The organism is Chryseobacterium sp. CS2K3 (assembly GCF_059515185.1).
The window spans coordinates 1-13,147 of the sequence record NZ_JCAKRW010000002.1; the positions used below are offsets into that span (position 1 = coordinate 1).

Annotated in this window: 9 protein-coding genes; 2 read left to right on the top strand and 7 right to left on the bottom strand. The window is 35.5% G+C overall.

Translation table 11 applies throughout. From position 1 onward, the window contains the following. Positions 1-1,032 (bottom strand): T9SS type A sorting domain-containing protein (locus tag AC5YGG_RS03190; protein WP_496142988.1); only part of this gene is annotated, 1,032 nt, incomplete at its 3' end. A gap of 317 nt (positions 1,033-1,349) precedes the next feature. Here AC5YGG_RS03190 and ggt point away from each other — a divergent pair. Both ggt and AC5YGG_RS03200 read left to right on the top strand, forming a co-directional pair. Next, the gene (gene ggt, locus AC5YGG_RS03195) at positions 1,350-3,038 is read left to right on the top strand and encodes a gamma-glutamyltransferase (protein WP_496142989.1); all 1,689 of its coding nucleotides are present in this window, start codon (positions 1,350-1,352) and stop codon (positions 3,036-3,038) included. A 182-nt stretch (positions 3,039-3,220) separates the two neighbouring features. Continuing rightward, positions 3,221-4,501, top strand: a complete 1,281-nt coding sequence (locus AC5YGG_RS03200; protein WP_496142990.1) for a dicarboxylate/amino acid:cation symporter — start codon at positions 3,221-3,223, stop codon at positions 4,499-4,501. An 83-nt stretch (positions 4,502-4,584) separates the two neighbouring features. Here the strand turns inward: AC5YGG_RS03200 and AC5YGG_RS03205 are convergent, their stop codons facing one another. The 6 genes from AC5YGG_RS03205 to gyrB all read right to left on the bottom strand — a co-directional run bounded on the left by AC5YGG_RS03205 (position 4,585) and on the right by gyrB (position 13,141). Next, entirely contained in the window at positions 4,585-5,436 is an 852-nt protein-coding gene (locus AC5YGG_RS03205; protein WP_496142991.1) for a diacylglycerol/lipid kinase family protein, read from the bottom strand. 44 nt (positions 5,437-5,480) lie between these two features. Next, on the bottom strand, positions 5,481-6,305 hold the full coding sequence (locus AC5YGG_RS03210; RefSeq protein ID WP_496142992.1) for a DUF3298 and DUF4163 domain-containing protein: 825 nt from the start codon (positions 6,303-6,305) through the stop codon (positions 5,481-5,483). 90 nt (positions 6,306-6,395) lie between these two features. After that, complete coding sequence (locus AC5YGG_RS03215; RefSeq protein ID WP_496142993.1) at positions 6,396-8,330, bottom strand: transglutaminase-like domain-containing protein; 1,935 nt, start codon at positions 8,328-8,330, stop codon at positions 6,396-6,398. A 2-nt stretch (positions 8,331-8,332) separates the two neighbouring features. Further along, a complete protein-coding gene (locus AC5YGG_RS03220; RefSeq protein ID WP_496142994.1) occupies positions 8,333-10,225 on the bottom strand; it encodes a DUF3857 domain-containing transglutaminase family protein in 1,893 nt (630 codons plus the stop codon). A gap of 476 nt (positions 10,226-10,701) precedes the next feature. Next, on the bottom strand, positions 10,702-11,124 hold the full coding sequence (locus AC5YGG_RS03225) for a DUF5684 domain-containing protein (RefSeq protein ID WP_496142995.1): 423 nt from the start codon (positions 11,122-11,124) through the stop codon (positions 10,702-10,704). Positions 11,125-11,206: 82 nt separating this feature from the next. After that, complete coding sequence (gyrB, locus tag AC5YGG_RS03230; RefSeq protein ID WP_496142996.1) at positions 11,207-13,141, bottom strand: DNA topoisomerase (ATP-hydrolyzing) subunit B; 1,935 nt, start codon at positions 13,139-13,141, stop codon at positions 11,207-11,209. Positions 13,142-13,147: the final 6 nt, after the last annotated feature.

Genomic DNA, 13,147 nt, shown 5'->3' on the forward strand with positions numbered 1-13,147 from the left:
AGACTTATCATCTGATGAATGAATGACGCTCATTCCCATCAAAACATCTCTGTTTTTAAAGTTGTAGGATTTTTGCCACTGCTCGTCTCCTCTCTCATTCAATGCAATTAGCCAAAGATCTGTTCCTTCTTCAATTCCTACTGTTTTGTTTCCTGAGCGATCAGATCTGGATTCTCCACCGATAACATAACCATTGGAAGTTAAAGCAAGGGTTCTGAGGTGATCATCTTCTTTTCCACCATAGTTCTTTTCCCATTCTACTTTTCCATTTTTATCCAATTTTACGATCCAATAGTCACCCTCTCCGTAATTTTCTGTTTTTTTATGACCATTATTTCCGCTTCGTGAGTAGATTCCCAGTAAAGCTCCGCCATCTTTGGTAGGAATCATTTTCTCTACTTCATCCAGACCTTTTCCGCCAAGGATAATTTGTGAGATTTCTTTACCGTCCTTATCCAGTTTAATGATTAAAACATCTTTAGAACCATAACCTTTCACTGAGTTTTGGATATTTCCAGCAACAATAAAGCCCTGATCCATAGTTTGGATAACCGCTCTAGCTTCTTCATCGGAAGAGCTTCCAAAGGTTTTCTGCCATAATTCATCTCCAAATTCATTGATTCTGATCAGCCAGATATCCGAACCGCCTTTTGCTTCCTCCTTTTTATCCAGCCCTTTTCCTGAATACGAAGTTCCTGCAAGTAAGAATCCTCCATCCTGCGTTGTTACTGTTGCTGATAAATAATCGTGGTTTTGTCCTGAGAAATACTTTTCCCATACCTGTTCTCCCTGCTGATTCAATTTAATCACATGGAAATCATAGCCGTTATTCTGCTTACTTCCAGTCTCCAGCTTGCCGCTTCCTGACTGAATAGCACTTCCCGTGATAAGATATTGCTGATCGATAGTTGTGGTCACCTGACTTAAGAAATCCTGAGTAGAGGATTTGATATCTTTTTGCCAAAGTACCTCTTGTGCAGACACAGTTAAGACCGTACATAATGTATATGCACCAAGATAGATTTTATTCATCCTTGTGTTTTTGTGTTTTTAATTCAATAATGATTCTTTTAATCGATGTAAATGTATTTATTCCAATAAACAAATCACATAAAAATGATTTAATACTTGTATTTTTAATAATCAATTTATTTATATCATTATCAATCACTTTACACAAAAGTATATCCGGAAAACCTCAAAATTTGACGTATAATTTATATCAGTTGAAACCATAAAAAAGAAAAAATAGCTCCCAAATTGTATCTCCAGCTCAAAAACAAAATTCAAAATCTTCAACAATTTTTACCGAAAAATTTCTATATTTTTGTTATAAGAAAAACAATCATATGAAGAAGATTTTAATCGCGTCAATTCTAATAACCAGTCAATTAAGCTGGGCTCAATTTACAGACATCAATATTGTAAAGGAAGTAAAGGTGAAGAATAAAGGCGTAGTGGTATCTGCTCATCCGCTGGCAAGTGAAGCAGGCGCAAAGATCCTGAGAATGGGAGGAAACGCTTATGATGCCATTACAGCAACTCAATACGCACTGGCTGTTGTCTATCCTCAGGCAGGAAATATTGGTGGCGGCGGATTTTTGGTGGGAGTAAAAAACAATGGTGAAAAATTTACGCTGGACTATAGGGAAACAGCTCCTAAAAAAGCATCCAGAGATATGTATCTGGATAAAAAAGGAAAAGCAGACACAGATTTATCTCAGAATGGCAGACTTGCTGTAGGAATTCCCGGAAGTGTAGCCGGTTTTTTCGCTACTTTAAAGTACTGCAAACTTCCGATGGAGAAGATCATTCAACCGGCTATTGATCTTGCAGAGCAGGGATTTGCTATTACAGAACAGGAAGCTGACATGCTGAATAACAACAGAGAGCATTTTAAAAAACATAATAAATCTGCTACCATATTTGTAAAAGATATCCCTTGGAAAGCAGGCGATCTTTTAATTCAGAAAGACCTGGCAGAAACTTTAAAATTAATTCAAAAGCTTGGAGCAAAAGGATTTTATGAAGGGAAAACAGCCGATCTCCTGATTGCCGAAATGAAAAGAGGAAACGGAATCATCACCCTTGAAGATCTTAAAAACTATAAAGTGGCAGAAAGAAAAGCTTTGGAATTTGATTATAAAGGAAATAATGTCGTTTCAATGCCTTTACCATCCAGCGGAGGACTTCTTCTTGCACAGATGTTGAGAATGGCAAGCTTTGAAAATCTCGAAAAATACCAGCAGAACTCTACAAAAGCTGTTCAGATCATGGCGGAAGCAGAAAGAAGAGCCTTTGCTGACCGTGCAGAATACATGGGTGATCCGGATTTCATCGAAGATAAAACACCTTACCTTATTTCCGATGAATATTTAAAAAACAGATGGAAAAGCTTCAGTTTTGATAAGGCAACACCGAGTTCAGAAGTAGGAAAAATCATTGCCCAGCCTAAGGAATCAACACAAACCACCCACATATCTGTCCTTGATAAGGATGGAAATGCCGCTTCAGTAACCACTACTCTGAATGGTTATTACGGAAGTAAAGTTTTAGTAACGGGTGCAGGGTTCTTTTTAAATAATGAAATGGATGATTTCTCCATCAAACCAGGTGTTCCGAATATGTTTGGAGCAGTAGGCGGAGAAGCAAACTCTATTCAGCCTAATAAAAGAATGCTTTCCTCCATGACTCCCACAATTCTTCTTAAAAACGGGAAGCCTTATATGGTTGTAGGTACACCGGGAGGAACCACTATTCCGACATCTGTTTATCAATCTATTGTAAATGTGGTAGATTTTAAACTGAATGCTAATATTTCAGTTAACGCTCCTAAGTTCCATCATCAATGGCTGCCGGAAACTATAAAAGTAGAAAACAACTTCCCTGAAAGTACAATTGCTGAACTGGAAAAGAAAAATTACACCATTGAGAAAGTAAAACAAATTGGGAAAACAGAAATTATTGTTCTTGATGAAAATGGAAACATTCATGCTGTAGCGGATGGTCGCGGTGACGATTCTGTAGCAGTAGAATAATGATTATACTTTTTTCATTACATCATAAGCTTCGGCTTCATTTTGCAGACAAAGATGTCTCTGGAATGAAGCCGAAGTTTTTATATGCTATTCAACTTAAACAGATCAATTTCATGACTTTTGTCAGTTTTTTATTTGAAATTTATTAATTTTCGCCTTTAAAAAAACAAAACGACTGTTCATTGAAAGCAAAATCTATATACAATCAGCTTTATTTTCAGGTAATTATCGCAATCACTGCCGGTGTTTTACTAGGAAACTTCTATCCTGAACTGGGAGAAAAAATGAAACCTTTAGGAGATGGTTTTATCAAATTGGTAAAGATGATCATCGCTCCGGTGATTTTTATTACCCTTACTTTAGGAATTGCCCATATGACAGACCTTAAAAAGGTGGGAAGAATTGCCATAAAAGCAATGATTTACTTTTTTACCTTCTCCACTCTCGCTCTTATCATTGGTCTTATAGTTGGGAATCTTCTACAACCTGGGCATGGTCTGAATATTGATCCGGCAACCCTTTCCGGAAATGTATCAGAATATCAGCAGAAAGCTCATGAATCCACTCTCACAGGATTTATCATGAATATCATTCCCGAAACCCTGTTTAGTCCATTGGTAGGTGAAAATATTCTTCAGGTTCTTCTTGTTGCTATTTTAATGGGAGTTGCATTGGTATTAACAAAAGAAAAAAGTCAGAAAGTAACTGATTTTCTTCAGGATTTGTCAGCTCCGATATTTAAAATTGTTCATATTTTAATGAAGCTTGCTCCCATAGGTGCTTTTGGGGCTATGGCATTTACCATCGGAAAATACGGACTTCATTCTATTCTGAATCTTATATTCCTGGTTGCTACATTCTATATTACGTCCATTCTCTTTGTGATTTTGGTATTGGGAGCAGTGGCTTGGTACAATGGTTTCAATATTTTTAAACTTTTATTTTATCTGAAAGAAGAGCTTCTTTTAGTTTTGGGAACAAGTTCTTCGGAATCTGCTCTTCCGGGAATCATGGAAAAAATGGAAAAAGCAGGCTGCTCACGGGCAATTGTAGGTCTCGTAGTTCCTACAGGCTATTCTTTCAATCTTGATGGAACGAATATTTATATGACGCTTGCTTCTCTGTTTATCGCTCAGGCACTGAATATTCATCTTCCTATTGAAAAGCAACTAATGCTTCTGCTGGTAGCTATGTTAAGTTCAAAAGGTGCGGCTGGCGTTACCGGTGCCGGATTTGTGACATTAGCAGCAACATTGGCTGTAGTTCCGGAAATTCCAATTGCGGGAATGACTTTAATTCTTGGAATTGACAAGTTTATGAGTGAATGCCGCGCATTAACAAACGTTATTGGAAACTCTGTAGCAACTGTCGTAGTGGCAAACTGGGAGAAGCAACTGGATAAGGAACAATTACAATATTGCCTGAACAATCCACATAAGATTGAAAAGGAACTGGAAAGATAATTTCAAATAAAAGATGAACGAATAGTCAATTTTGTATAGCTAGTGAATATAAAAACATCTTCAATAGCTTCAAAATATGAACCTTACACTAAAATATTCAGGCTTGCAGGCTGTACTTTCACATGAACAGGTGATTCAATCTTATTAAATTCACCATCAAGATGCCAGTTTTTTGTATTTACTTTGAATGAAATTTCAGAAACCGGAAGATAAGTAACATAATCATCATCCTTTAATCTTTTGGTAAACATTCTGAAAGCAAACAAAGCGGAATAGGTCAAAGGAAATTTTTTAACCAAAACCATATCTACCAATCCATCGCTTTTACTTGCTTTTGGGGCAATGTAAGCGTTATTTCCGAACTGGCGGGTATTGGCAACATTCAGCATCAAATATCTGCCATTGTATTGCTGGTATTTTTCTTCAAGAAAAGTTACCTTGATAGGTTTATAGTTAAAGAATGTCTTTAGGGAAACTTTGATATAATTTTTGAAACCACGGCTTGTTTTCTCAAATTCCTTCACCACTTTTCCGTCGAAACCTGTTCCTGAAACGTTGATGGAAAGCCTGTTATTGACAGTAAAAGTATCTATTTTTCTGGATTGTTTTGCCTTTATTTTTTCTAAAAGCTCATCTAAATTCTTACTAAAACGCGTCTCATTGGAAAATCCATTTCCGGAACCGGCTGGGAAAATAGCCAGAATTTTATCTGTAGAAATCAGATTCTTTGCCACGGTAGAAATTGTACCGTCACCACCAATTGCTACAAAAATATCTACATCATCAAAATGGTTTTTGATGAATTCGTCTGTTCCCGGGATAGATTCGGAGACATAATAAAGAGGATTGCCAACCTTATTTTTAAGTTCGTTCAAAAACGGCTGATAATTCTTTTTTGCCGAAAAAGGATTGATGATAAAAGCTACTTTTTCCATTACCGCAAAAATAGAAAATGCTTCCTGAACCCGGAAGCATTAATTTACTTAATTTTCATTCTTTCTTTAAATTCTGCATTTAAAGTTCCTTTCAGCTCTTCCCACGAAACAGGAATAACGATATCGCCTGCTGCAAAAGCAGTGATTTCATAGGGGCTGTAATGAAAATACAGATTTTTATTATCAAAATAGAAATTTTCTGTAGCCGGAATTTTATCAACCAACAACATTTCTGAATTTTTTACTTCTCCTTCTGCACCGGATGCATTGCCTTTCGTTTTATCTATATTTTTCATTAACAATGCTTCAAGCTTGTTGTTTGGCATTGTAGTAATATCTTTTAGCTCCAGTTTTCTTTTCTTTTTAAGATCAAAAACCCTTTCTGAAAATCCATATTCTCCATGAGCCCCTCCAATGTATGCTTCTCCTGAATACTGAATATGGATATAATCATTGCTATTGGATTTCAATTTCATGTCAGAATGTGAAAACCATTCCTGAGAATGACCAAGATCCGAATATAATTCATCATCTTTTTTCATAGAAGTGAAATATTTATTTTTCTCTTCTTCCAGGTATTTTTGCAGTCCGGTTTTAGAGAAATCATTCAGCCCCTTTTGATTAAAATAAATACTATCCAGCAATGCTTTATCTTTTAAACCCGGAAATACTAGGAGTCTGGAACTGAAAACAACAGATAATGAATCGCTAATCTTTGAAGAACCTTCTGTCTTAACGGAATCTACAACGAATTCATCAGATTTTTGATTTTCCGTTTTTTCTGTAGAAGTTTCAGCTACATCCTTTTTCTTACAGGCAGAAAAAATAAAGAATGAAGAAAGTGCTAAAATGGCAATGGTGTTTTTCATAATCATAATTTGGAGTATTGAATGCAAAAACCATTCAAAAATGAATGGTTTTAAGAAAATTATTCCGATTTATTTTACTTAGCTTACCTATTAAGATTTCTTAATCAAGCTGATTACCTGGTTTTCATGTTTTGAAGCAACGCCCCAAATTTGTTTGAATGCCGGATAATAGTCTTTAGGATAATCTGCACTGGAAATTTTTGTAGTGGTAGTTACTTCCAGCTTATTTCCTTTTTGTTCAATGATATAGCTGTATTCTATCTCTTTATCTTCTGTAACAATCTTTTTGTTCTTAGGCATTTCCTCGATAGTATAGCCTTCAGGAATCTCAAGCGTTACTTTTTTAATCTTAGTTGTTGGAGCACCAAAATCAATGGGATATTTTCGGGTTTCTGTCTGATCAAATTCATTGGATGTTTTACTTAAAAACAGCATCGGATTGATGATCATCTTCTTTCCTATTTTATCAATTAAATTATTGGAAGAGAATTTCATTGTACTTTCAAATTCTCCGTTATCCAATACTTTTGAATCAATGCCCGTGAAATCTATTGAGAAATTTTCTTTGTACTGTTTTTTATATTTCTCAGCATTTTCATCGTAATTATCTTTCACATACATTGCAAAAGCTCCCGTATCTTTATCAGAATAAGACCCGGAAATACTGCAGTCATCATTGATTTTTGCATCAACGGTAAGATAGGTATTACTTGGCTTCATATTCGTCATCTGAATCTGCACGGCTTTATTTTTCGTCAATAAAATTCCATACTGATTCCAGTGTCTTAAAGGAAGTTCATCCATAGAAGACTGTTTGGAAGTAGCATCATAAATATGAAAATGCTTGTCTATTTCTACAGATGCAAGTACAAAATTCATGTTGGAAACATTGGGAGACACAAGATTGATCAATCCGTTTTCTACCGTAGAAATCATCAAAGGATCTGCTTTAATTCCGGCTTCGCGGAAAAGCATGATAAGAAACAGATTGATCTCCGCGGCATTTCCTGTCTTGGTTTCCAGTAGCTTTTTGATTCCGTTTTCGGTATATACTCCTTTATCTTTATTCCAGGTAAATGTTTTTTGAACGTAGGAAAAAATAGCGTCGGCTTTTTCAGTATCCGTTTTCATATCCATTAAACCAGCCGGCATATTTTCTTTTGCAAGCTTAGTTTTCTTCAATTCACCTCCAAAATCTTCATTTTCGTAAAGTCTTTTACTGATCTGATCCCATGAGGAGGAGTAAAGCTTAAGCTGACTGAAGTTGGTAGAATTCAGCTCGGCACTTATTTTGGTCCTGAAATTATTATCGTTTCTTATAAACTTTTCAGTTTTAAAGCCTTTCACATTATCATACCCGAATCTAAACGTTTTGTACTGAGAACCGTAGATATTCTGCTCTTCAATGACTCTGTACTTTGGAGCAAGCTCGCCCGTATAATTGATATTGTAAGCAATACTAAGCGGCGCATCCAAAACATATTCCGTATAGATGGACGGAGTGTCTGTTTCAACCAAAACTTCAGGAATAATAAATAAAAACGGTGATACCACATCATACTGATACTCCAGTACAGAACCGTTCTTTACGTTAGGAAATGCGAATTTAGTCACTTGTACATATTTACTTTCTTTACTTTTATATTGTGAACTTTTCTCTACTTTTACCGGAACTACATTTCCGTTTTCAAGATTGTAAGTAAAAGCTTTGAACTTTCCTAAAGATTCTTTGTCACCGTTCATCTGGTATAAAGGAACTTCAAGATTCAGCCAGTCTTCGGCTTTATCCTTATCATAAATTTTGACTCTGTAAAAGTACTTTTTATGCATACTTCCCGTAGAGGTATCAATCATAAAATGTACAGATTTATACAGAATTTCTGCCGGAGCATTCTCATCAAGTAAAGATTTTGGCTTGGAAAGATCTGCATCAGAGAATTTAGGAGGATTCAAAAACTCATGTTTCTGTGCCTTTATCATCATGATATTTGCAGAACAAATGATTATTAGTATTATTTTTTTCATATTTATATTTTTGTAACAAGTACTTTCGAGTTATCCATGTTTACTATTTTCTTCCTGAAAGAAATATATTCATTGTATTTTTCCTTTGGATAGATTCCTTTGTTGACCTGAATTTTTCGCATTACCCTCAGATCTTCACCATTTTTAATAAAACTGAGTTTATAGTGTCCAAACTCGGAACTGATGGCAATATCAGCGGGAGTTTCATCTATTTTATATCCTTTAGGAAGGGTAAATCCTATTTCATATTCATCTTCAAAAGACTGTCTGATCTCAAAAGGAAGTTCACGGTTTTCTTCTGTTTTGTAAACGTTGTCCGAGAAAATAGGAACGGCTCTGAAAATAAGACTGCTTCCCGCATTTTTGGAGTAATTATTGGTCTTAAAATCTATATCAAAAGTAATGACTGCTTTATCTTTATCATTGACAAAGTTCTTCATTTCAACTTTTTCAAAGTTTAAAACATCAAATCTACTTTTCAAGGCATCATTTTTCTCTTTAGGATTAAGGTTTACAAATCTCAGATTATCATCATACTGGTTTCCGGTATAAAAAAAGTTTCCTTCCCCTGTAATGCTGTTATCTTCAGCTATTTTTATAGTTAGTTTTTGTTTTTCCTTATTTTTATCAGCCGGATATGAAGGAGTATTGATCAATTCTATTCCCGTTTTCTTTACAGAAAGTACATTTCGGTCTGTAGTGTTATATCCCAAATGATTAAATGCTGTTTGCTGTGAAGTATTTTCAAGCCAGATATTGCCATTTTCTGTAGGAACCATCAAAATAGCGTGGTTTCCTCCCATTTTAGGGAAATCAGGATCAAAAGATAATGAAGAAAAACCTGAATTGATCACACAGTAATAAGAAGGTATTCCAGCTTCGTTCAGCAGTGTTTTCATATAATTGGTAAGCCCTTTACAGTCACCATATCCTTTTTTATGTACTTCTTCCGGCATCATCGGAAGCCAGCCTCCAATTCCAAGTCCTACATAAATATACCTGGTTTTATCCTGCATGTATTGATAGATCTTCTTCACTTTCTCTTCTACGGAACCCTGAAGTTGTAATGCTGCAACCTCTGCTTTAATCACGGGTGTAGAAACAGCTACCGGTTCTACTAAATTGCTGTAATACCAGCTTCCGAAATCTGTCCAACTGTTCAATGTTCCCTGTCTTCCGGCAAGATTGAATTTTGTAAGAGCAAAACTTACACTGGGCAAAATCTTAAGAGGCTGTGGAATTAATAAAGCATCATCAATGGCTGGAACATTTTTATAGGTATATATTTTCTCATTTCCATTAGCTGCTTCAGTCACTGAAGTATAATTATATTTTGATGGATAGATTTTCGTGCGCAGATCAATCCCTGAAGTATTAATGATCTTCATCTGCCCTTCTTCCAAAGAAGTATTGGTAGAATAAAACGGGACAAAATCCGGAATAAAAATAGTATTCTTATTTTCCGATTGATATGAAAAATCTATGGTGTAAGGATATTGAACAGGCGTATAAGAAAAAACCATTACCCTGTTATCAGAATAAAATACACCTTGTCTGTTATTCGCAAAGTCGCTGAAATCAGATTTGGAGTAGCTTTTTATTTTTTTACCTGATTCATCATAAATAGTAACCCTGATATCTGAAATGCTTGTTGCTTTGTCATAAGGAATATAAGCCACAGCTTTCTCATTTCCATCTTTATTTAATACGGTGGTTACTGTATTGTATTGATATTTTATCTCATCAATTTTATTGATCTGAACGGTAGTAAAGTCTTTTCGGATAACTATATTGGCGTTTTTCTTTAAATTTTCGGGAATAGATGCAACAGGATAGCTTTGTGCAAAGTACAATGAAGCAGCAGATAAGGCTCCAAGAATTATTATTTTCATCATGGTTATTAAATTACACAAAAATAATAAAATCTTAATAACTGTTAAAAATAACTTAAAAAAATATATCAAACTACAATAATAAACAATTATATATTTGAAAATCAATATATTAAATTTAATAATCAGATATACAAAAGACCCCACAAAAGTGGAGTCTCTCATAATACTTGGAAAAAGTACTATCCTAAATCTACCCTAGTATAAGTTATGAAACTCTTCTACAAAACAAATTATAGAAGAGTGGCTGAATGAAAACATTCCAGGTTGAGAATTTTTTCAACAAAGAATGTTGCATTCTGTAACATGAGTGTCACTTTTATTATCTGCAGTTCAAAATTAGCATAAATAGAGATTCAAATATTTCAATACATGTAGAAATAATTATAGATGAACGTCAAATAAATTCGACAATCAGTCAATTATATTTAAGCATAAAAAAGACCCCATTGCTGAGGTCTTTATATTGTCAATTTTTATTAATCGTTGGGGATTCTCTTACTGTCATAAGTATCGCTACCAAGTCCTAAAACCGGAATAAAAATGAAGCCAAAAAAGAACAGTAAAATAGTGTAAATTGGCGTTTCCTTGGCAAAGCCTTTAGCTAATCTATCATCTATCACCCAGAAAGCATAGATATTAATCAGCGGGATACAGCATAAAATAATCCACCATATCGGTTTCTTTACGATATCCAGCAAAACGATAGCATTATAAATAGGAACAAAAGCTGCCCACGCATCTTCTCTCCCTGCTTTTTTAAAGATTTTGTACATGCAGTAGCCATAGAAAAGATAGACCAAAAGGCTCATGAACATTGATCCGATACCTAGTCCTGCAGCTGCTGCACCGGAAACAGCATCCACTCCCTCATAAGGGTCTGTTTGTAAAAGAGTTAACATAGTATTATTTTTTATTGGTTAACTCAAATATAAAAAAAAGCTCCTGAATAATCAGGAGCTTTTCACATATTTTTAAAAATGATTATGCATCAATTTTTGCATATTTTGCATTTTTCTCGATAAATTCTCTTCTTGGCGGAACCTCATCACCCATTAACATTGAGAAAACACTGTCAGCTTCTACAGCATTATCAATAGTTACCTGTTTTAAGATTCTGTGCTCAGGATTAAGAGTGGTTTCCCAAAGCTGCTCTGGGTTCATCTCTCCAAGACCTTTATAACGTTGTACTTCAACACCTTTACCGTCCGGAGACATTTCTAAAGTAAATTCCTCACGCTCTTTTTCGTTGTAAGCATATACTTTCTTGTTACCTCTCTTCAATAGATATAAAGGGGGTTGAGCGATATAAATATATCCGTTCTCAATAAGTTCCTTCATATATCTGAAGAAGAAGGTAAGAATAAGAGTTGAAATGTGAGATCCGTCGATATCGGCATCGGTCATGATCACAATCTTATGATATCTTAGCTTAGCCATGTTTAAGGCTTTACTGTCTTCTTCTGTTCCTACAGAAACTCCAAGAGCAGTATATATATTTCTGATCTCTTCGTTATCATATACTTTGTGAAGCATAGATTTCTCTACGTTCAGAATTTTACCTCTTAATGGAAGAATAGCCTGGAAGTGTCTGTCACGTCCTTGTTTAGCTGTTCCACCTGCGGAATCTCCCTCCACAAGGAAGATTTCAGATTCTGCCGGGTCTTTTGATGAACAGTCAGACAGTTTCCCTGGAAGTCCGGAACCTCCCATTGGAGATTTTCTCTGAACCATTTCTCTTGCTTTTTTAGCTGCCTGTCTTGCTTTAGCTGCTAAAACAACTTTCTGAACGATTTGTTTGGCTTCATTCGGGTTTTCTTCAAGGAAGTTTGTTAACATTTCCCCTACAATTTTATCTACAGCACCGGAAACTTCAGAGTTACCTAATTTTGTTTTGGTCTGTCCTTCAAACTGAGGTTCCATTACTTTTACAGAGATCACAGCTGTTAATCCTTCACGGAAATCATCTCCTGTAATTTCTACTTTTTCCTTTTGTGGAATACCAAGATCATCAGCATATTTCTTAAGCGTTCTCGTTAAAGCACGTCTGAAACCTGCTAAGTGAGTACCTCCTTCGTGAGTATTGATGTTGTTTACGTAAGAGTGAAGATTCTCATTAAAGGAAGTATTGTAACGCATTGCTACTTCTACAGGGATATTATCTCTTTCTCCTTCCATGAAAATCACGTGCTCCATAATAGATTCACGGTTTCCGTCGATATAAGCAACGAATTCTTTTAATCCGCCTTCAGAATGGAAAACTTCTGTTCTGAAAGATCCGTCTTCCAATTTCTCTCTCTCGTCGGTAAGAGTAATGGTAATTCCTTTATTAAGGTAAGAAAGCTCTCTTAGACGGCTTGCTAATGTATCGTAGTTGTATACTAATTCAGTAAAAATAGTATCATCCGGCTGGAAGAACTGTTTTGTACCTCTTTTATCACTGTTTCCGATCTCTTCAACTCCAGTTTGAGCTTTTCCTTTTGAATATATCTGCTGGTAAACGTTTCCGTCTCTGTAAACAGTAGTGATCATTTCGTTGGAAAGTGCGTTTACACACGATACCCCTACTCCGTGAAGCCCCCCAGAAACTTTATAAGAATCTTTATCAAACTTACCTCCGGCTCCAATTTTCGTCATTACAACTTCAAGAGCAGATTTTTGTTCTTTTTCGTGGAAGTCAACCGGAATACCTCTACCGTTATCGCTCACCTCGATTCCGTTTCCTTCTTTAATGGCAACAAAGATCGTGTCGCAGAATCCTGCTAAAGCTTCATCGATAGAGTTATCTACTACTTCATAAACCAAATGATGGAGACCTCTTAATCCTACATCACCAATGTACATTGAAGGGCGCATACGTACGTGCTCCATTCCTTCCAATGCCTGAATACTACTAGCTGTATATTGTTTTTGACTCATATTAAA